The 21,198-nt window shown below is 71.4% G+C and carries 15 protein-coding genes; all 15 read left to right on the top strand.

Annotation, left to right across the window (positions count from 1 at the left end; genetic code table 11):
• The first annotated feature begins 77 nt into the window (after positions 1-77).
• The 15 genes from ACNYC2_RS24860 to htpX all read left to right on the top strand — a co-directional run bounded on the left by ACNYC2_RS24860 (position 78) and on the right by htpX (position 21,192).
• Positions 78-1,052 (top strand): AAA family ATPase, encoded by a 975-nt coding sequence (locus ACNYC2_RS24860; RefSeq protein WP_419704317.1) that lies wholly within the window; start codon positions 78-80, stop codon positions 1,050-1,052.
• Entirely contained in the window at positions 1,049-2,371 is a 1,323-nt protein-coding gene (locus ACNYC2_RS24855) for a DUF58 domain-containing protein (RefSeq protein ID WP_419704316.1), read from the top strand. Before ACNYC2_RS24860 ends, ACNYC2_RS24855 begins: the two co-directional genes overlap by 4 nt.
• A complete protein-coding gene (locus tag ACNYC2_RS24850) occupies positions 2,368-4,824 on the top strand; it encodes a DUF3488 and transglutaminase-like domain-containing protein (protein ID WP_419704315.1) in 2,457 nt (818 codons plus the stop codon). Before ACNYC2_RS24855 ends, ACNYC2_RS24850 begins: the two co-directional genes overlap by 4 nt.
• Positions 4,821-6,542, top strand: a complete 1,722-nt coding sequence (locus ACNYC2_RS24845; RefSeq protein ID WP_419704314.1) for an RDD family protein — start codon at positions 4,821-4,823, stop codon at positions 6,540-6,542. Before ACNYC2_RS24850 ends, ACNYC2_RS24845 begins: the two co-directional genes overlap by 4 nt.
• Complete coding sequence (locus ACNYC2_RS24840) at positions 6,539-7,378, top strand: PP2C family protein-serine/threonine phosphatase (protein WP_419704313.1); 840 nt, start codon at positions 6,539-6,541, stop codon at positions 7,376-7,378. Before ACNYC2_RS24845 ends, ACNYC2_RS24840 begins: the two co-directional genes overlap by 4 nt.
• A 1-nt stretch (position 7,379) precedes the next feature.
• Positions 7,380-9,065: an FHA domain-containing protein gene (locus ACNYC2_RS24835; protein ID WP_419704312.1), complete on the top strand. Its 1,686-nt coding sequence runs from the start codon at positions 7,380-7,382 to the stop codon at positions 9,063-9,065.
• Positions 9,066-9,135: 70 nt separating this feature from the next.
• The gene (locus ACNYC2_RS24830; protein WP_419704311.1) at positions 9,136-10,770 is read left to right on the top strand and encodes a protein kinase domain-containing protein; all 1,635 of its coding nucleotides are present in this window, start codon (positions 9,136-9,138) and stop codon (positions 10,768-10,770) included.
• 55 nt (positions 10,771-10,825) lie between these two features.
• On the top strand, positions 10,826-11,524 hold the full coding sequence (locus ACNYC2_RS24825; RefSeq protein ID WP_419704310.1) for a hypothetical protein: 699 nt from the start codon (positions 10,826-10,828) through the stop codon (positions 11,522-11,524).
• A gap of 1 nt (position 11,525) precedes the next feature.
• Positions 11,526-16,001, top strand: coding sequence for an FtsK/SpoIIIE domain-containing protein (locus ACNYC2_RS24820; protein WP_419704309.1), 4,476 nt, complete (start codon positions 11,526-11,528; stop codon positions 15,999-16,001).
• A gap of 114 nt (positions 16,002-16,115) precedes the next feature.
• Entirely contained in the window at positions 16,116-16,400 is a 285-nt protein-coding gene (locus tag ACNYC2_RS24815; RefSeq protein ID WP_357506990.1) for a WXG100 family type VII secretion target, read from the top strand.
• 150 nt (positions 16,401-16,550) lie between these two features.
• A complete protein-coding gene (locus tag ACNYC2_RS24810) occupies positions 16,551-17,519 on the top strand; it encodes a hypothetical protein (protein WP_419704308.1) in 969 nt (322 codons plus the stop codon).
• A complete protein-coding gene (locus ACNYC2_RS24805) occupies positions 17,519-18,331 on the top strand; it encodes a hypothetical protein (protein WP_419704307.1) in 813 nt (270 codons plus the stop codon). Before ACNYC2_RS24810 ends, ACNYC2_RS24805 begins: the two co-directional genes overlap by 1 nt.
• A complete protein-coding gene (locus tag ACNYC2_RS24800) occupies positions 18,328-18,552 on the top strand; it encodes a hypothetical protein (protein ID WP_419704306.1) in 225 nt (74 codons plus the stop codon). Before ACNYC2_RS24805 ends, ACNYC2_RS24800 begins: the two co-directional genes overlap by 4 nt.
• Positions 18,553-18,689: 137 nt before the next feature.
• A complete protein-coding gene (locus tag ACNYC2_RS24795) occupies positions 18,690-20,090 on the top strand; it encodes an FAD-dependent oxidoreductase (protein WP_419704305.1) in 1,401 nt (466 codons plus the stop codon).
• A 169-nt stretch (positions 20,091-20,259) separates the two neighbouring features.
• A complete protein-coding gene (gene htpX / locus ACNYC2_RS24790; protein ID WP_116673540.1) occupies positions 20,260-21,192 on the top strand; it encodes a zinc metalloprotease HtpX in 933 nt (310 codons plus the stop codon).
• Positions 21,193-21,198: the final 6 nt, after the last annotated feature.

Raw genomic sequence — 21,198 nt, 5'->3', positions numbered from 1 at the left:
TCACGTGATGATCGACTAAATTTCACCCAGCGAATTCACCCAGCGAACGAGCAGCAACGAGCAGTAGGGAACATGAGATGACCACGATGACCCCCGAGCAGGCGGCCTGGTTCGCCCAGACCTTCGAGCGGCTCGTCGGCAACGTAGGCCAGGCAGTCCTGGGCAAGGCACCGGTGGTGCGTCTGGCACTCACCTGCATGCTCGCCGAGGGCCACCTCCTGCTGGAGGACGCCCCCGGTACCGGCAAGACCATGCTCGCCCGCTCGATCGCGGCGTCGGTGCAGGGCACGCACAACCGGATCCAGTTCACGCCGGACCTGCTGCCGTCGGACGTCACGGGTGTGACGATCTACGACCAGAACACCCACAAGTTCGACTTCCACCCTGGTCCGATCTTCGCCTCGATCGTCCTGGCGGACGAGATCAACCGTGCCTCGCCGAAGACGCAGTCCGCGCTCCTCGAGGTCATGGAGGAGGGCCGGGTCACCGTCGACGGCGTCGCGCACGGAACCGGCCGCCCGTTCATGGTGCTCGCCACCCAGAACCCGATCGAGCAGGCCGGTACCTACCGCCTGCCCGAGGCCCAGCTCGACCGCTTCCTCATGAAGACCTCGGTGGGCTACCCGGACCACGCCTCCACGGTGGAGATCCTGTCGGGTGCCGCGCTGAAGGACCGCAGCACCGCGCTGCAGCCCATCATCACCACCAAGGCCGTCACGGAGATGGCCGACCTGGCCGCGAACGTGCACACCGACACCGCGGTGCTCGAGTACGTGTCCCGCCTCGCCGAGGAGACGCGCAACGCGCACGAGGTGCGTGTCGGCGTCTCCGTCCGTGGCGCGCTGGCCCTGGTGCGCTGCGCCAAGGTGTGGGCCGCCGCGCACGGTCGCAACTACGTGCTGCCGGACGACATCAAGGAGCTGGCCCAGCCGGTCTGGGCCCACCGCTTCGTGCTCGACCCGGAGGCCGAGTTCGCGGGCGCACGCCCCGAGGCCGTGCTCTCCCGGATCATGGCCGACGTCGCGGCACCGCAGGAGCGGGCCTCGGCATGAGTGCGACCGGCATCTCACCAGGCCCCGCGTACGGGAAGCGGCAGGAGACCCCGCGCGGCCTGCTCGCCGCCGGCCGCGCCCAGGTGCAGCGTGGCCGGCGTGGCTGGGTGACCCTCGCCGCCGCTGCCCGTTCCCGGGCGGCGGCGGTGGGGCGAGTGGTCGCTCCCGTCCGCCGTACGTTCAGCACGTTCGGGATAGCGGTGACGCTCGTGACGGTCGCCGCCTGGATCGCGGGCCTCACGCTTGGCTGGCTCGAGCTGGTGATCGCCGCGGTGCTGCTCAGCGTGACGCTCGTGTGCGCGATCGTGTTCGTGCTCGGCCGGTTCAAGTACGACGTGGTGCTCGACCTCGCGCAGGCCCGGGTGACGGTCGGTGACCGCGCCGTCGGACGCCTCGACGTGCGCAACGCGTCCAGCCGTCCGCTGCTGCCCTCGGTGATGGAGCTCCCGGTGGGTACCGGCACTGCCGCGTTTCCCGTGCCGCGCCTCAAGGGCGGCGGCACGCACGAGGAGATCTTCACCATCCCGACCCGGCGCCGCAGCGTGATCACCGTGGGTCCGGTCAAGTCCGTGCGGGCCGACCCGCTCGGTCTGCTGCGCCGCGAGATGACGTGGACGGACGAGCAGGAGGTCTTCGTGCACCCGCGCGTCAAGAACCTCACGGGCTCGTCGACGGGCTTCCTCAAGGACCTCGAGGGCCGCGTCACCAACGACATCACGAGCTCGGACGTGAACTTCCACGCCCTGCGCGACTACGTGGCCGGCGACGACCGGCGGCACATCCACTGGAAGACGACGGCGCGTACCGGCCAGCTCATGGTCCGGGTCTTCGAGGAGACCCGTCGATCGCACCTCGCGGTGCTGCTGTCCACGCGCGCCGAGGACTACGCGCACGAGGACGAGTTCGAGCTCGCCGTGAGCGTCTGCGGTTCCCTGGGCCTGCAGGCCATCAAGGAGGACCGCGGCGTGACGGTGCTCGTCAACGAGGCGACCCTGCACGGGGACCACCGCACCCGGCTCATGGACGACCTGTCCCGCATCGAGCTGGAGTCCCGCAAGACCAAGCTGGTCGACCTCGCCCGTTCTGCCGGGATGGCCGCCACCGACTTCTCGGTGATCGCGTTCGTCGTCGGCAGCATGGTGACGCCCACCGAGCTGCGCGCGGCCTCGGCACGCGTCCCCGCCGGGGTGCAGGTCATGGCCATCCAGTGCGTACCTGGCGCGTCCCTCGGCCGGCACTCCATCGCCGAGATGGGCGTGCTCACGCTGGGCCGCCTCGCCGACCTACCCCTTGCGCTGAAGAAGATGAGCGACGGATGAGCAACGAGAACACCCGCGGGAACGCCCCGGTCGGCGCAGGCGCCGACCGGGGCCGATCGCCGTACAACACCGGCACCGGATTCCGGACGGGCACGGGCCGCGGCACCACGCGCCGCAAGGAGGCGGACCGCCCTCGCGCGCTGACCGTGTTCGCCCTGGTCGACCTCGCGGCACTGTGCCTGATGTTCGGTGCCGTCATCGTCGGGTTCGGTCCCGTCTGGGGCTCGCTCGGTTACCTGCTGCCCGCCGTCGGCGGTGTCTTCGTCGGGCTCGCGGTGGCCTGGGTCGGCGCCTGGCGCCGCTTCCCCGCCGTGGTGGTGACCGCCCTCGCGGTGGTCGGCTACTTCCTGTTCGGCGCCGCCTTCGCGGTACCGCACACCGCCATCGCCGGTGTGGTCCCGTCCCTGGACTCCCTGCGTGAGCTGATGCTCGGCTCCGTGGAGGGCTGGAAGCGGTTCATCACCACCGCGCCGCCCATGCAGTCCTTCCCCGATCTCGGGGTCATCCCCTTCCTGCTCATGCTGCTCGTCGCGCTGATCGCCGGCACCATCGCCTGGCGCGCGAAGCATGCGGTGTGGGCAGTGGTCCCGGTGCTGGTCGGCTTCGTCGGCGTGATCCTGCTCGGCACGGTCGACGAGGCGCTGCCGGTGGTGCAGGGCCTCGTGATCACCATCGTGGCTCTCCTCTGGGGCGCGGTGCGCGTCATGGAGGCACGGGTCGGCACGCACTCGATCAGCACGGAGTCCAGCCAGGAGGCCACGCGCAGGCTGCGCTGGTACCGGGTCCGTACGGGCGCCACGATCCTGGCCGTCGCGTCCCTCGCCGCCGGCTTCACCGGGCCGCTCCTCATGCCGGACCCGGACCGCACGGTGCTCCGCGAGACGGTGGTCCCGCCGTTGGACATCCACGAGTTCACGAGCCCCCTCGTCGGCTTCCGGCACTACAAGAAGGAGGTTCGCGACGAGGAGATGTTCACGATCAGCGAGCTTCCCGAGAACGGCCGGATCAGGATCGCCACGCTCGACCGGTACGACGGCGTCGTCTACGACGCGTCCGGCGACGGCGGAGTGACCGGCTTCTACACGCGCGTCGGCGACGAGATCGCCACGACCGCGTCGGGCGACCCGATGTCGATAGACATCACCGTCACCGGGTACCGCGGCGTCTGGGTCCCCGAGGTGGGCAGCCTCACCGGCGTCAGCTGGAAGGGCGCCAACGCGCAGGCCCAGACGGAGGGCTCCTACTACAACTCGGACACGCACACGGCGATCACCACGGCGGGTATCCGGCCCGGCGACTCGTACACCCTGAGCACGCTGGTGACCCCGGAGCCGAGCGAGGAGACGCTGAAGAAGAGCAAGATCAAGCTCGACGTCGAGATGCCGGAGACCGAGGGCAGCGGGATGCCGCAGGAGCTGCCGGCGAAGACCGCCCAGTTCACGGGCGTCGAGACCGACGCGGCCACCAAGCTGTTCCGGATCCGGGACGGGCTGCAGGCGGACGGGTTCCTGTCCAGCGGGCTCGAGGGCGAGCCGCTCTCCCGCCCCGGGCACTCCGCGGAGCGCCTCAACACGCTCCTCGCGGAGGAGGAGATGGTGGGCGACGACGAGCAGTTCGCCGTGGCGCTCGCCCTCATGGCGCAGCAGGCAGGCATCCCGGCCCGCGTCGTCATGGGCTTCTACCCGGACAAGCAGAGCGAGTACGAGGAGGGCAAGCCCTGGTCCGTGCTCGGCAGCGACGTGCACGCCTGGATCGAGGTGCCGTTCGAGGAGTACGGCTGGGTGCCGATCGACGCGGTCCCCGAGGAGAAGCCGCAGATGCAGCCTCAGCCCGAGAGCAAGGAGGAGCCCAAGCCGCCGGTGCTCCAGGACCCGGAGCCGCCGGAGGAGCCGGAGCACGCCAAGGCCGGAAGCGTCGAGGACGATGACAAGGAAGAGGCCGAGAACGAGGGCTTCGACTGGGGTCTGCTCGGCATGATCCTGCTGGCCGTCGGCATCCCGCTCCTGGTGATCGCGGGCCCGATCGTCGCGATCCTCGCCTACAAGGCCCGGCGTCGGACCGCGCGGCGCAACGCCGAGCAGCCCGCCGACCGGATCAGTGGCGGCTGGTACGAGGTCGTCGACGTCGTCACCGACCTCGGGACGTCCGTGCCGCGTGGGGCGACCAGGCGCGAGAGCGCCGGCGTCATCGCCGGAGCGCACGCCGTCCCGTCGACCCTCATGCTCGCGCACCGCGCGGACGAGACGGTGTTCGGGACCAACGAGCCCACGCCTGCCGAGGTGGAGGCGTTCTGGGCCGGGGTCGACGAGCTCGTCGGCGGGCTACGCTCCACCGTGAGCACACGACAGCGGGTGCGGGCGGCCCTGTCGCTCCGCTCCATCTGGGTACGTGTCGCCGAACGACGTCGGGCCCAGGCGGTGGCCCGGGCGACCGGCACGACGAAGGAGAAATGATGACGGCCGTGGTCTGTGCCGGGTGCGGGGTAAGTCAGCAGGAGGGCGCGCCCTTCTGCGCCGCGTGCGGGCGCGCGTTCCCTCGCACCGGCCTGCCCGTGGCGGAGCCGCAGCAGACTCCCCGCGGGCAGGTACAGCAGGCTGCCGCGGCCGCGCAGGCCCGGCAGGGCAGCGCCTCGGGAGGGGTGCCGCTCGTGACGAGCCGGCCGCCGATCACCACGGAGGTCGAGGTGTACACGGCCACCCAGATCCCGAGCGCGGGCATGGCACCGCAGCAGCAGCTCGAGGCGCCCTACGCGCGGGTCGGCAAGCGGTTCCTTGCCCTGCTGATCGACGGCGCGATCGCCGGTGTGCTCGGCGGGATCGTCGCGGGCATCGGTCTGCTGACCATCGAGCGGCCGGACCCCCTGGTGGTGGTGTCCCAGGAGCAGGCGGCAGAGATGCTCGCGCAGCTCATGCGGCTCTACCTGATCGCTGGAGCGGTGGCGTTCGCGTTCATGCTCTCCATGTGGATCTGGGAGTCACGGACCGGCCGTACGGTCGGCAACTCCGCGATGGGCCTGCGGACGGTCTCCGCCGACGACCGCGGGCCGCTCGGGTTCGGCCGCGAGCTGATCCGGGTGCTCATGCTCGGTGTCATCTCGATGATCCCGCTGGCCGGCCCGGTCATCGTGCACCTGACCCCCCTGTGGGACAAGGGTGACAAGGTCCAGGGCTGGCACGACAAGATCGCCCGCTCCGTGGTGCTCGACCTTCGTGCGCCGAAGATCGCGGTGACGACGGGGCTCGCCCCGGTCGGCCCCGGCCCCCGCGCGCCGGGACGGCCCGCGGTGCGGACGGCCACGCCGTCGGCCCCGGTTCAGCAGACCTCCCGGCAGCTGCCTCCGCTGACGCCGGCGGCACAGCAGCACCCGGGCACGTCGCCCGTCGCGGCCCCGGACCCGTGGTCGTTCCCGCAGTCGCCTGCCGCGCCGCCGGCCGGCGGGGGCATCATCACCGGCATACCCGGGAGCGCGCCCGGCGCGCCCCCGGCGCAGCCGCAGCCGGTTCAGCCGCAGCAGCCGCAGCAGCCCCAGCCGGTCCAGGCCCAGCAGCCGTACCCGGTCCAGTCCCAGCCCGTCCAGCAGGTCCAGCCGCCGGAGTCGGCCTGGCCGTCCAAGACCTGGCCGGCCGCCCAGCCGGAGGCCGCCGCGCCGCCCGTGCAGCAGCCTGCCGCGCCTCCGGTCCGGCACGAGCTCCCGCCGCAGCAGCACCCGGAGTCCCGCCCCACCCGCCCCGTCAGCTTCCCGGGGGACGGCGCGGCCCAGCCGCCCGCCCAGGCCGAGGAGCTGTGGGAGGCCACCCGGATGCAGGCGCCGAGCCTGGTGCCCGCGGCGGTCGTGACGGTGGTCCTGGAGCTCGAGTCCGGAGCACGGCACGTGATCGACGGACCCGCGCTGGTGGGCCGCAACCCGCAGGCCGCCGACGGTTCGCCGACGATCCTCGTCCGGGTCGACGACCCGACGCGGTCGGTGTCGAAGAACCACGCCGAGCTGGGTGTCGACCCCGCGGGGCTCTGGCTGACCGACCGCGGCTCCACGAACGGCACCGTCGTGTCGGCCCCGGGCCGCTCGCCGCAGGTCGCGGAGCCCGGCGCGCGGGTGCGCGTGCCGATGGGTTCGACCATCCACGTGGGTGACCGCCGGATCGTCGTCCACCCCGACGAGCCGAAGGCATGACGCAGCACGATCAGGGGCTGACGACGGTCTGGGGCGCTGCCTCGCACCAGGGACGTCGCCGGACCCTGAACGAGGACGGATACCTGGCCACGGGCCGCGTGTTCTTCGTCGCCGACGGCATGGGCGGCCACGAGGCGGGGGAGGTGGCGAGCGCGGAGGCGCTGGCCGCCCTCAGCGCGCTCGCCGACGTGGACCAGGTGGAGCCCGCGCTCGTCGAGGCGTACCTCGAGCTGGCGCAGAAGCGCATCCGCGCGATCGAGACCGACTCGGGCAACGCCCCGGGGACCACGCTCACCGGCGTCCTCGTCGACGAGCGCGAGGACGTGCCGTACTGGCTGTTCGTGAACGTCGGGGACTCCCGCACGTACATGCTGTCGGGCGGCGTGCTCGCGCAGGTCAGCGTCGACCACTCCGAGGTGCAGGAACTCGTCGACGCGGGCACCATCACGATGGACGAGGCACGCCGCCACCCGCGGCGGAACGTGATCACCCGGGCCCTCGGTGCCCAGGAGGGGGTACGAGCGGACTTCCGGTACATCCCGGTGGCGCTGCACGACCGGGTGCTGGTCTGCTCGGACGGGCTCACGGGGGAGCTGACGGACGACCAGATCACTACGATCCTGCTGGAGCAGCCAGACCCGGAGCGCGCAGCTGCGTTCCTGGTGGACGCCGCGATCCAGGCGGGGGGCCGGGACAACATCACGGTGGTCGTGATCGACGTGACGGGCGTGGACCACGAGACCTTGGGGTCCGCGACAGCACCACGGCCGGGGACGGAGCCCGACGAGGACACCCTGCCGCGGGAAGAGCACGAAGCAAGAAGCCAGGGGGTCTGACATGACGGTGCACTACAGCGAGGGTTCCGCGCGAGCAGTGGTCCGGAACGGCACGGTCGTCGTGCTGCCCGGCCCGGCGTCCGCCGACGTCGTCGACGCTCTCTGGACCGCCCTCGAGCGCGCGGACGGCGGCGTCGCCGCAACCCTCGGCGTGCTCGCCGCGGGCGGCCTGGCGGAGACGCCCCCGTTCGCCGTGGTCTCGCTCTCGGGCAGCGACCCGGCGACGGCGGCGCACGTCGCCGTGCGCGGGACCGGCGTGAAGGTCGTCGTGACCGCCGAGGGCGGCGGCGCACCCGTCGAGGTGACGGGTGCGGGCGTCGTCACCTGGTCCGAGCGGGTCGTGGACGCCCCGATGTCGTTCGCGATCACCACCGACGAGCCGCCGGCGGACACGGAGTACCCGGTGCAGGCGGCGGTGGTGCGCGCGAGCTCCCTGCGCCGCACGCTCGTGGACGCCCCGGCGGCCCCTGACGCGCTGGTCGCCCCTGCCGCGGAGGAGAAGCCGGGAGCCGTCACGTTCCCGGGCTTCTCGAACCGGGCCGGCAGCGCGCCGGTCCGCACCGAGCGGCAGGTGTCGGGCGAGACCATAGTGCCGGGTGCGCTGGACGTGCCGGTGATCGGGAGCGGCTCCGTCCCCTCGTCCCCGATCCCGTCGGTCGGGCCCGTCGAGAAGGAGCCCGAGCCGGTGCTGGAGTCGGTCCCGATGCTCGGGCTCGGTGTGGTCCCCGGCCCCGACGCGCCTGCCCCTGCCCGCGGTGAGGTCGACGAGTCCACGCAGTTCGGCGGGGACGACGACTACGGCCACCTCTTCGGTGACACGGTGATGCGCCGGGTCGAGGACGCGGCGGTGCGACAGGGTGAGGACGAGGAGGAGCACGAGGTGGAGCAGGCCCCGGCACCCGTGCCGCCACCGCCGCTCGCACCCGCCGAACCCGAGCCGGTGGCTCCGGAGCCGGCCGATCCGGGCGACGGGCTGATCTCCGGCGTGCCCGGCAGCTGGACGCCGCCGGTGCTCGCGCCGGAGCCACCCGCTGGCGTCACCCCCGGTGCCGCGCAGCGTGCCGCCTCGGTGGGGGAGCCCGCGGTGGAGGCCCCTGGTGAGGTCACCGACCACGACGGCGAGACCATGATGTCCGTGGACATCGCCGCGCTCCGCAAGGACGCGAGCCCGGTCCCGAAGTTCTCCGCCGCGGTCCTGCCGGGCGCCCAGCAGATCCTCGGGCTGCCGTGCCCGCAGGGTCACCCCAACCCGCCCACCGCCGACCGCTGCCGCACCTGCGGCGCGGACCTGGACGGCGACGCGCAGCTGGTGCCCCGTCCCGCGCTCGGGCAGATGATCGTGACGGGCGGTGTGCAGCAGGCTCCCGGCCGTCCGCAGGTGGTCGAGCTGGACCGTCCGGTGGTCGTCGGGCGTCGTCCGCGCACCAACAACGCGTCGGCGGACCGCACGCCGCGCCTGGTCACGGTGGCGAGCCCCGACCAGGACATCTCGCGGTCGCACGTCGAGATCACCCTCGAGGAGTGGCACGTGCTGGTCGCGGACCTCGCGACGACGAACGGCACGACCCTGTTGCGGGCGGGGCAGGCGCCCCGCCGGTTGCACCCGAACGAGAAGGTGATCGTGGTCGAGGGCGACGTGGTGGACCTCGGCGACGGCGCCACCCTGACGTTCGAGGGCATCTGGTGACCGTTCCGCACGCAGTACAGGTTCCGCACGCAGCCGAGCTGGTGACCATGCCATATCCAGAGGGAGACAAGTGAGTAGCAAGCGCGCCCCGTCGGCGCCGCCCCACATCGCGGGGTTCGAGTACAAGAAGCTGATCGGTTCCGGTGGCTTCTCGGACGTGTTCCTGTACGAGCAGCAGCGCCCGAAGCGCCTGGTCGCCGTCAAGGTGCTCCTCAAGGAGCACGCGAGCGACGCCCAGCGGGTGGCGTTCGACTCCGAGGCCGACCTGATGGCGATCCTGGGCAACCACCCCTCGATCGTGACGATGTACGAGGCGAGCGTCGCCGACGACGGCCGCCCCTACCTGGCCATGGAGTACTGCTCGCGCCCCAACCTGGGCGCGCGGTACCGCTCGGAACGCTTCTCGCTGGCCGAGGCGCTGCGCACGACCATCCAGATCGCCGGTGCGGTCGAGACCGCGCACCGGCTCGGGATCCTGCACCGTGACCTGAAGCCCGCCAACATCCTGGTGACGCAGTTCGGGCACCCGGTGCTGACGGACTTCGGCATCTCCTCCACCTTCGAGCAGGCCTCGGCCGCCGAGGGCATGTCGATCCCGTGGTCGCCGCCGGAGTCGTTCGGTGACCCGCCGGTCGCCGGGAAGACGACGGACGTGTGGGCCCTGGCCGCCACCTGCTACACGCTGCTGGCCGGCCGGACGCCGTTCGAGGTGCCCGGCGGGTCGAACACGTCGGCAGACCTGGTGGCGCGCGTCGAGCAGGCACCGCTGCCGCCGATCGGGCGCAACGACGTGCCGCCGTCGCTGGAGCAGGTGCTGCGCATCGCCATGGCGAAGCAGCCCTCCTCGCGGTACCCGTCGGTGCTCGCGTTCGCGCGGGCGCTGCAGCAGGTCCAGGTGGGCCTGGCACGCGACATGACGCCCATCGACCTCCTGGACGAGACCGGTGCGGTCGCGGGGGAGGAAGAGGACGACGACGGTACGCGGCTGAAGAACGTCACGGCCATCGACCCCGGGCAGCGGCCGGAACCGGCGACGCCGTCGGTCGGCGGCGTGCGCACGGCGTCGGGCACCTTCGCGCCGCCCGCGCGCGAGACCTCCGGGTGGGGTCCGCAGCAGGGCGGCACCGAGAGCCGGCGGACGACGGTCCCTGCCGGCTTCGACGTGCCGGTGGCGACTCCCGGGTGGGAAGCCCCGCCCGTGGAGGAGACCGTCCACCGCACCCGGCTGCCCGAGTCGCAGGCGGCCCAGGAGCCCGAGGTCGAGCCGGAGGACCCGCCGTCACGGTCGGGGCTCATCTGGCTGGCCGTCGGCGCGGTGGTCCTGGTCGCGGCGGTCGTCGTCGGCTCGCTGGTCCTCAACGGCAGCGCCGGCGAGCCGGATCCGGAGGAGACGGCGACCGTGGAGGCCGGCAACGACCCGCCGCCCGACGCCCTGCTCGGCTACGTGCCCCCGGTCCAGGACCTGAAGGGCAAGCTCGTGGGCGACGAGGTCGTCTTCACCTGGAAGGCGCCGGAGGATCTCGTCGAGGGCGACAAGTACGGGTACCGCGTGCTGTCGCTCACGGAGACGAACCCGCCCCAGCCCGTCGAGACGGGCACGTCCGTGACCGTCCCCCGTGCCGAGGGCGAGACGTGTATCGAGGTCTTCGTGGACCGCGCCGGAAAGTCGGGGAAGCCCCAGCAGGCCTGCGCCTCAGCAGGCTGAACGAGTTCCGGCCGGCTGACCGGCCGGCTGACCAACCAGGAGGAGAGGGGGAGACGTGGGCGACCTCATGCTGGAGTTCTGCGGCGAGTGGTTCGATCCCGCGCAGGCGGAGAACGGCTTCGACATCGGCCGCGAGGGTGAGCTCGCGATCGACGACAACCCCTATCTCCACCGGCGGTTCCTACGGGTGACGCACGAGGACAAGATCTGGTGGCTCTCCAACGTGGGGTCACTGATCTCGGCGACCGTGTGCGACTCGGGCGGCGGCGTGCAGTCGTGGCTGCCGCCCGGGCATCGCCTGCCGCTGGTGTTTCCCACCACCTCCATCGTCTTCACGGCCGGGCCGACCACCTACGAGATCACGGCCCAGCTCAACGACGCCCCGTACCACGAGGTCCGCTCGGAGGACCCCGACAGCGGCGCCACGACCATCGGCGCCATCAGCTTCACCACCAGCCAGAAGCAGCTCATCGTGGTGCTCGCGGAGCCCATGCTGCGGCGGGAGGGCACCGGCCTGAGCGAGATCCCGTCCAGCGCGGACGCGGCCCGCCGCCTGGGCTGGGCCACCACACGCTTCAACCGCAAGCTCGACAACGTCTGCGAGAAGCTCGACCGGATCGGCGTGAAGGGGCTCCGTGGCGGCCCGGGGCTGCTCGCCACCAACCGCCGCGCGCGGCTCGTGGAGTACGCCGTCGCCTCCCGCCTTGTCACCCCCGCAGACCTACCCCTCCTTGACCTGAAGGACGACGCCTGACGTGCGCATCAAGCTGACGCTGAACAGACCCGACGAGTCCGCAGTAAACGTCGCGGTCACCGCCGACGCCACCGCCACAGTGCGGGACGTGGCCGAGGCCCTCTTCTCCGGCGACCCCACCCGGGGCGGTGCTGCCGCACCCGAGAACCTCACCCTGCAGATCGTCGGCGACGGCTCGACCAGCTTCACGAGCGGCCGGGTACTGAGCCCCACGAACGACCTGGTCCAGGCGGGCCTGCGGTCGGGCTCCGTGGTGTCGATAGTCCGGGTCTCCGAGCAGTTCGTGAACCCTGGACAGGACCGCGGTACGGCGGTGGCGCAGCTACGCGTCATGGAGGGACCGGACGCGGGACGCGAGTTCCCGCTGCCGGTCGGCACGTCGTACATCGGCCGCGACCGGGGCATGGACATCCGGCTCTCGGACGGGCAGGTCTCCAAGCGGCACGCCCGCATCATCGTGGGCGAGTCGATAGAGGTGCACGACCTCGCCTCCGCCAACGGCCTGGTCATGGGCGGCAAGCGGATGACGCGCGCCGTGCTGACGTCGTCGGACACCGTGACCATCGGTGAGACGACGCTGTCCGTGGTGGCCCTGCACCGCTCCACGAGCATCGCCCCGACCAGCCCCGTGGTCGAGTTCAACCGGTCCCCGCGCGTGGTCACGCGCTTCGGCGAGATCAAGATCAAGGCGCCCAAGCCGCCGAGGCCGCCGCAGCCGCAGCGTCTCCCGTGGCTCATGATGCTCGCGCCGATGATGATGGGCGCGGTCATGTACTCGTTCACCCGCAACCCGATCTCGCTCCTGTTCATGTTCATGAGCCCGGTGATGATGGTCGGGATGTACTTCGACCGGAAGGTCAACGCCCGCAAGGAGTTCGAGAAGGCGTCCGACCAGTTCGAGGAGCAGGTGACCGCCACGGCGGACCGCATCGACCGCACGCACGCCGTCGAACGGGCGGTCCGGCTCGCCGAGGCGCCGTCGCTCGCGGAGTCGCTCGACGCCGTCCGCCGCCTCGGCGGGCTCATGTGGACGCACCGCCCGGAGCACAAGGGGTTCCTCACCGTGCGGTTCGGTCTCGGGTCGGCGCCCGCGCGCACCGCGTTCGACGAACCCCGGGAGAACGACGCGATCCCCGAGCACTGGGAGAAGATCCTGCAGCTCCAGGACCGGTGCGCGACCATCCACGACGTCCCCATGGGTGCCGGGTTCCGGTTCGGCGGCAACGTCGGCATCGCCGGACCCAGCGGTGTGGTGGAGCCCGTCGGCCGGTCGGTCCTGCTCCAGCTCGTCGCGCTCCACTCGCCCTCCGAGGTCGTCGTCACCGCGCTCACGTCCGCCCGGTCGCGTCAGGACTGGGAGTGGCTGGAGTGGTTGCCCCACACCGGCTCACCCCACAGCCCTCTCGGGGCGTCCGACCACCTGGCCGACGACCCCGCCGCCGGCATCTCCCTGCTGACGCGGCTCGAGGAACTCGTCGAGGCGCGCGGGGTCAGCCTCGACGGCCCGGCACCCCTGGTAGGGGCGCGGGACGCGGACAAGGACCGCACGGACGAGCCGCCCAAGCCCGTCCTGCCGTCCGTCGTCGTGCTCGTGGAGGACGACGCGCCGGTGGAGCGCTCCCGGCTCGTGCGCCTCGTCGAGCACGGCGCCGCGGCAGGCGTGCACGTCGTGTGGATCGCGCCCACCGTCGAGCAGCTTCCCGCCGCCTGCCGCACCTTCGTGCTGCTGGACCCCAACGCCCAGGAGAACGGGGCCATGACCGGCGAGGTGCACTACGGCCAGCTGGCCTACCCGGTGCGCTGCGACGTCGCCGACCTGCACACCGCGCGCGAGGTGGCCAGGATCCTGTCCCCGGTGGTCGACGTCGGCGCACCCACCGACGACGAGTCCGACCTGCCCCGCGCCGTCTCCTACCTGGCGCTCGCGGGCACCGAGCTCGGCCGGGACTCGAACGGCGTGATCGAGCGGTGGAAGGAGAACCTCTCCCTCACCCCGCGCGACGGGTCCCCGCCGGTGCGCCGCAAGACTCCCACCAACCTGCGCGCCCTCATCGGGCACAACGGCGTGGAGCCGTTCCACCTGGACCTGCGCACGCAGGGCCCGCACGCCCTCGTGGGCGGTACGACCGGTGCCGGAAAGTCGGAGTTCCTGCAGTCCTGGGTGCTCGGCATGGCCGCTGCGCACAGCCCGGACCGGGTCACCTTCCTGTTCGTGGACTACAAGGGCGGCGCCGCGTTCGCCGACTGCGTCAACCTGCCGCACACCGTCGGCCTGGTGACCGACCTGTCGCCGCACCTCGTGCGCCGCGCGCTGTCCTCGCTCCGTGCCGAGCTGCACTACCGCGAGCACCTGCTGAACCGAAAGAAGGCCAAGGACCTGGCGTCCCTGGAGCGCACGGGCGACCCCGAGGCGCCGCCGAGCCTGATCATCGTGGTCGACGAGTTCGCCGCCCTGGTCGGCGAGGTCCCGGAGTTCGTGGACGGCGTCGTCGACGTCGCCCAGCGTGGCCGGTCGCTCGGCCTGCACCTGATCCTGGCGACCCAGCGCCCCGCCGGTGTCATCAAGGACAACCTGCGCGCCAACACCAACCTGCGCATCGCGCTGCGCATGGCCGACGAGCACGACTCCAAGGACGTGCTCGGTGACGAGATGGCGGCGCACTTCTCGCCGTCGATCCCCGGCCGCGGCGCCGCGAAGACCGGTCCCGGCCGCCTGACCACGTTCCAGACCGGTTATGCCGGTGGGTGGACCACCGACCAGCCGGAGCGGTCCTCGCTCGACGTCGAGGAGATGGACTTCGGCACCGGCAGGCGCTGGGAGCTGCCCGCCCCCGAGGTCGTCGACGAGCAGGACCCGGGACCCAACGACATCGCCCGGGTCGTCTCGACGATCCGCCGCGCCGCGGCCGAGGCGGGCGTCCCGGCGCCCCGCAAGCCGTGGCTGGAGGAGCTGGCGGCCACGTACGACCTGGCGCTGCTGCCCAACCGGCGCACCGACTCCCAGCTGGTCCTCGGCGTGCTGGACAACCCGCCGCAGCAGGCCCAGCCGACCGTGCACTACGAGCCCGACACCGACGGCAACCTCGCGATCTACGGCACCGGTGGCACCGGCAAGAGCACGACGATGCGCACCATCGCGGTGTCCGCGGGCCTGACGCACCGGGGTGGCCCGGTGCAGGTCTACGGGATCGACTGTGGTTCCGGTGGTCTCCAGATGCTGGAGAACCTGCCCCATGTCGGCGCGATCATCGCCGGCGACGACGAGGAGCGGGTGACCCGGCTGCTGCGCAGGCTGCGCGACACGCTGGACCAGCGCGCCGACCGCTACGCCGCCGTGCGCGCGTCGACCATCGACGAGTACCGGCGCCTGGCGAACAAGCCCGACGAGCCGCGCATCATCGTGCTCGTCGACGGCATCGGAGCGTTCCGTGAGGCCTACGAGACCATCAGCGCACGTGGTTTCTCGGTCTTCGGGACCTTCACCCAGCTCGCGACCGACGGCCGGCCCGTCGGCATCCACCTCGTCATGAGCGGCGACCGCGCCGTGTCCGTGCCGCCGTCGCTGGCCTCCACCGTGCAGAAGCGGATCATCCACCGGATGGCGAAGGAGGACGACTACGTGATGCTCAACGCGCCGAAGGACGTCCTGACGGCGGCGTCGGCGCCCGGCCGGGCGATCATGTACGGCCAGGAGGCGCAGATCGCCGTGCTCGGTGGTGACTCCAACGCGGCCGTGCAGTCGCGCGAGCTCGCCCGGCTGGAGCAGACCATGCGCACGGTCGGCGGTGTGCCCCAGGCACCCGGCGTCGAGCGGCTGCCCGACACGTTCACGCTCGACCAGCTGCCGCAGCGCACGGGGGACATGGCCACGATCGGCCTGCGGGACCTCGACATCGCTCCGGTCGGCCTGCCCATGCGTGGCCCGTTCATGCTGGCCGGCCCGCCCGGGGCCGGACGCACGACGGCGTTCGTGTCGCTCGCGACCGCGCTGCGCCGGAACGGCGGCACACGTCTGGTGTACCTGTCGTCACGGCGTTCGAGCCTGTCCGCGCTGGACCTGTGGGACGTGACCGCGTCGAACCCGGAGGACATCGTGGAGTCCCTCAAGGACCTCACCACGGCCCTCGAGAGCGATCGGCTCGCCCCAGGTACTCTCACCGTGATGATCGAGAACTACACCGAGCTCACGGGCACGCCCGCGGAGAAGCCGATGGAGGCCTTCGTCAAGCTGGCCACCCGCAAGGAGCAGCTCGTCATCGGTGAGTCGGAGTCGTCCACCTGGAGCAAGGCGTTCACGCTGGCCGGGGCCTTCAAGTCCGGCCGCAACGGCCTGCTCCTCACGCCCGGAGACACCGACGGCGAGACGCTCATGAACACGCCGCTGGGCCGGATCCGTCGCAAGGACTTCCCGCCGGGCCGTGGCTTCCTCGTCACGGCAGGCCGGGCAACCAAGATCCACGTCGCCCTACCGGGGTGACGAGGGGCATGGGGAGTACTCCCCATTCCACGGCGTCACGGAGCGTGAAATAGTTCGTGACGTCGCAGAAACGGAGGCTGTCCGAGGGGACGGCCACAGAAAAAGGAGCATGACATGGTTGCAGAGGGTGGCAACGTCTTCGGTCTTGACGTAGAGGCAGTACGGAGCCTGGCCAACACGCTCCGTACGCAGGCCGAGGGCGTGCGTCAGGTCGTCACGACGATCACGAGCCAGATGTCCCAGACCCAGTGGAACGGCCAGGACGCCACGCAGTTCCAGGAGGAGTGGGACGGCACCCACGCCGCCAAGCTCAACGAGATCGCCGCTGCGCTCGAGGCTTACGGCACCACGGCGGACAACAACGCCAACACCCAGGAGAGCACCTCGGCCTCGCTCTGATCGAGCCCGAGCTCTTCCATGCAGGAGGGTTCCCGTACACGCGGGGGCCGACGTCAAGGGATGCGGGACCGTACCGGTCCCGCATCCCTTGATCAGTAAGGGTTGAGCGGCCATCCGAACCTGTCGGTGGCGGAACACGAGGAGGACCACGTGAGCGGGAGCATGTTCGGCGCCGATATCGAGGCGCTGCGTCTCCTTGCCGACAAGTTCGACGAGGGGAGCGAGACGCTCGACACCGTCGCGACGGCCGTCGAGGCCGCGACTCCGCAGCAGGACGGCTGGAGCGGTCCCGACGCGGACGGCTTTCGGCAGGAGTGGACCGGCAGTCACCTGATGAAGCTCAGGGACGCGGCGGCCGCGCTCAGCGACGCCGCCCTCACGGTGCGCTCCAACGCCGACGCGCAGGAGACCACGTCGAACGAGTACAGCGGTGGTCCTGGTGGCGGCGTCGAGGTCGCGGGGGCGTCCAACCGGCCGGGCAGCATCTTCGACGTGATCGAGACCGGTGCCGGGCTCGTCACCACGGGACTGGCGGGCTGGCAGACTTTCAAGTACGGCCGCAACCTGCTCAACCTCTCGCGCGCGCTGGACACGGCGGGTGACGCGGCGGCGTCCGCGACCACCTTCATCCGGCAGGGGATGCTCGCCGACGGCATGGGTATCGTCGGCCGGCTGGGCACCGCCGGAAAGTTCATGGGTGCGGCCGGCGGCGCACTCGGCATCATCGGCGGGATCGACCAGATGTTCAACACCCAGTACGACGGCTGGCGTGGTGGCGTCGACCGGGTGATGGGCGGAATCGGCGTCGCCGGCGGCGTCGCGACGATCGGCATGTTCCTGGGTGTCGCGGCGTTCGCCAACCCCGTCGGCATCGGTATCGCCGTCGGTGCCGGCCTCGTCACCGGCGCCTGGGCGCTGGGCAACCTGGTGTACGACAACTGGGACACGATCTCCGCGTTCGCCTCCGACCCGATGCCGTACCTTGCTGACGGCGTGAAGGAGGTCGGCGAGTTCGCGAGCGATGCCTGGGAGGGCACCAAGGACGTGGCGAGTGACGTCGGTGACGCGGTCGGCGATGCTGCCGGAGCCGTGGGCGACTTTGTGGGAGGCTTGTTCTGATGAGCGAACAGAAGCCGATGCAGTTCGGGCCGGACGACGTCGAGGCCGCGCGGGTCACTCTCGCGCAGGCGCGCGACGGCGAGGTCGTTGGAATCGTGATCCTCACGGACGAGGAGGTGACGATCCTCGACGGACCCGAGCACGAGCAGCTGGTGCCGACCCCGTGGATCGACGCCCAGGGTGAGGCCGACCGGTCTCTGATGGGTCGGGTGGCGCTCCGGTCGATGGCCTCCCGGGAGCTGGTCGTGCCCGCCGAGACGGACGAGAGCGGCTCCAAGGTCACCAAGATCAAGGCGCATCCCGGCATCACCGGTCCTCTCGTGCTCCGGCGCACGGCCCGGAAGATCCTCTCGGTCGAGCGGACGAGCTCGAACGGCAAGGACTGGCTGTTCGCCTACCTGCACCACGAGGAAGGCCGGGACGTCGTGCTCGAGGAGGAGATCTCCGGCCAGGGGCACCACGTCTTCTCGGTGTATCCCGAGGCCCTGCTGGGCGAGCGGTTCGAGAAGTTCCTGGACCCCACGGGCACGGCGCTGCTCGGCACCGCCGCGAAGAGCTACACGGCCGAGGCGTTCCAGGCGGCCGTCCCGAGCCTGCCGCAGCTCAAGGAAGCCGTGGCGGTGAGCATCGTGTCGGGCGTGGCCCGCGGGAGCGACGAGCTGCTCAACGCGTCGGTCTACGCAGGGCCGCACGGTGTCTACGTGCTGCGCGGTACGGAGCACGACCCGGCAGGGGAGCCCGTGACGTACTCGCTGCAAGAGGTGAGCGCTCGCGGACTGCGCGAGCTGCCCGCCGAGGTGGTTCCCGCATGAGCGGCCTCGGCAGGTGGAGCCTTTGGATCGGCCTGGGGCTCGTGGTGGTCGCCGTTCTCTCCAGCGTGCTGAGCCTCATCCCGGTGGCGGTGCTCGCCGGTGTCCTGGGTGGGGTCGCGCTCACGATGGCGGTGGTCGACGCCATCTACAACGCGCTCGGCAGGGCTGAGCTCCGCCGTCGGGCAGACAAGGTCAAGCGCGAGCGCGAGCAGGGGCGCTAGCCCCTGCGGAGTGCGGATCCTCACAGGAACGCCACCGTCCAACCCCTGGGCGGGGGTGAGGCGCGCCTTACCCGGTCGGTAGAATCGTGGGCGGCCTTCGCTTCCCTCCTGACCTCTCGACCGGAAGGCGCCCCTTCGTGAGCACCACCCGACCCCTGCGCGTCGCCGTCGTCGGCGCCGGCCCTGCCGGCATCTACGCGAGCGACATCCTGTCCAAGACCGACCTCGACGTGAGCATCGACCTGTTCGAGCGCCTTCCCGCGCCGTTCGGTCTGGTGCGGTACGGCGTGGCCCCGGACCACCCGCGCATCAAGCAGATCATCGTCGCGCTCCACAAGGTGCTGAGCCGTGGTGACGTGCGCCTGATCGCCAACGTGGACTACGGCGTGGACGTGAAGCTCGAGGACCTGCGCCAGTTCTACGACGCCGTCATCTTCTCGACGGGCTCGATCAAGGACGCCGAGCTGAACATCCCGGGCATCGACCTCGACGGCTCCTACGGTGCCGCCGACTTCGTGTCCTGGTACGACGGCCACCCCGACGTGCCGCGTACCTGGCCGCTGGAGGCGGAGCAGGTGGCGGTGATCGGCGCCGGCAACGTCGCCCTCGACGTGGCGCGCATCCTGGCGAAGCACGCGGACGACCTGCTGCCGACCGAGATCCCGGCCAACGTGCACGAGATCCTGAAGTCCTCGCCGGTCACCGACGTGCACGTGTTCGCGCGCCGCGGCCCGGCCCAGGTCAAGTTCTCGCCGCTCGAGCTGCGTGAGCTCGGCCACGTGCCCGACGTCGACATCGTCGTGTACCCGGAGGACTTCGACTTCGACGAGGGCTCCGAGGCCGCCATCAACTCGTCGAACCAGACCAAGCAGGTCGTCAAGACCCTGGTCGACTGGACGCTCAAGGACCCGGCGCAGAACACGGCGTCGCGCCGGCTGCACCTGCACTTCCTGCACGCTCCCGCCGAGGTGCTCGGCGAGAACGGCAAGGTCGTCGGGTTCCGCACCGAGCGCACCGCGCTGCAGGGCGACGGCACCGTCAAGGGCACGGGCGAGTTCATCGACTGGCCGGTCCAGGCCGTCTACCGCGCCGTCGGCTACTTCGGCTCGTCGCTGCCGGAGATCCCGTACGACGACGTCAAGGGCGTCATCACCAACCGCGAGGGCCGGGTCGTCGACATCGACGGCAACCAGGTTCCCGGCGTCTACGCGACGGGCTGGATCAAGCGCGGCCCGGTGGGCCTCATCGGCCACACCAAGTCCGACGCGTCGGAGACCATCCGCCACCTCGTCGAGGACGTCACCGGCGTGGCCGACGGCGAGGCGCCCGGCGACCTGGACGGCGGCCGGATCGCGCCGCAGGGTGCGCCGGAGGCCGTCCTGGAGTTCCTCGCCGGCAAGGGCGTCGAGTACGTCGAGTGGGCGGGCTGGGAGCTCCTGGACGCGCACGAGCGGTCGCTCGGCGAGGCCGAGGGTCGCGAGCGCGTCAAGGTCGTCCCCCGCGAGGAGATGGTGACGATCGCCAGGTCCCAGGCCTGACGGTCCAGGTCCGCGAAGTAGAGCGCCTGTCCGACTCTCCCGGTGACACCGGGGAGACCCGGACAGGCGCTCTACTTCGCGGACCTACGTCGCGGACCGGACGTGCGAGATCATTGCCTTGGGAACCGGCGCCCGGCGCGGCACGTTCGGCTGGGAGGAAAGGAGTGCGATGCACAAGCACTACAACGGGCTGAAGACCGCCGCGCTGTTCGGCGGCATGTGGGCCGTGATCCTCGGGCTCTGGGCGCTCTTCGGGCGCAGCTCCGGCATGCTGTGGATCTTCGTGCTCATCGGTCTGGGCACCACCGCGTACGGCTACTGGAACTCCGACAAGCTGGCGATCCGCGCGATGCGTGCCTACCCGGTCACGGAGCTGCAGGCGCCGGAGATGCACCGCATAGTGCGCGAGCTGTCCACGGCGGCGCGCCAGCCGATGCCCCGGCTCTACATCTCGCCCACCAAGGCGCCCAACGCGTTCGCCACGGGGCGGAACCCGCAGAATGCCGCGGTCTGCTGCACGGAGGGCATCCTCCAGCTGCTCAACGAGCGCGAGCTGCGCGGCGTCCTGGGGCACGAGCTCATGCACGTATACAACCGCGACATCCTCACGGCTTCGGTCGCGTCCGCGCTGGCCGGGCTCATCACGGCTCTGGCGCAGTTCCTGCTGTTCTTCGGCGGCGGCGACCGCCGCGAGGGCGGTAACCCGCTCGCGGCGCTGGCGATGGCGCTGCTCGCGCCGATCGCCGCGATGCTCATCCAGATGGCCATCTCCCGCACGCGTGAGTACGACGCCGACGAGGACGGCGCCCGACTCACGGGCGACCCGCTAGCGCTGGCCTCGGCGCTGGCCAAGCTGGAGCAGGGCACCCAGCGTGCGCCGCTGCCGCAGGACCGCGAGCTCACCAACGTGTCCCACGTGATGATCGCCAACCCCTTCCGCGGCGCGGGGATCGGCCGCCTGTTCGCCACGCACCCGCCGATGGCGGATCGGATCCGTCGCCTCGAGGCCATGGCCGGCGGCCCGTCGGGTGGTTACGGCCAGGGCGGTATCGGGGGTCCGACGTCGGGCCCGGACTGGGGCACCCCGCCCGGAATGCTCTGACACCAC

It is taken from the genome of Promicromonospora sp. NFX87, assembly GCF_048564965.1.
Classification (GTDB): Bacteria; Actinomycetota; Actinomycetes; order Actinomycetales; family Cellulomonadaceae; genus Promicromonospora.
Note: the sequence above shows the minus strand (reverse complement) of the source record. Positions and strands in the feature narration are given on the sequence as shown.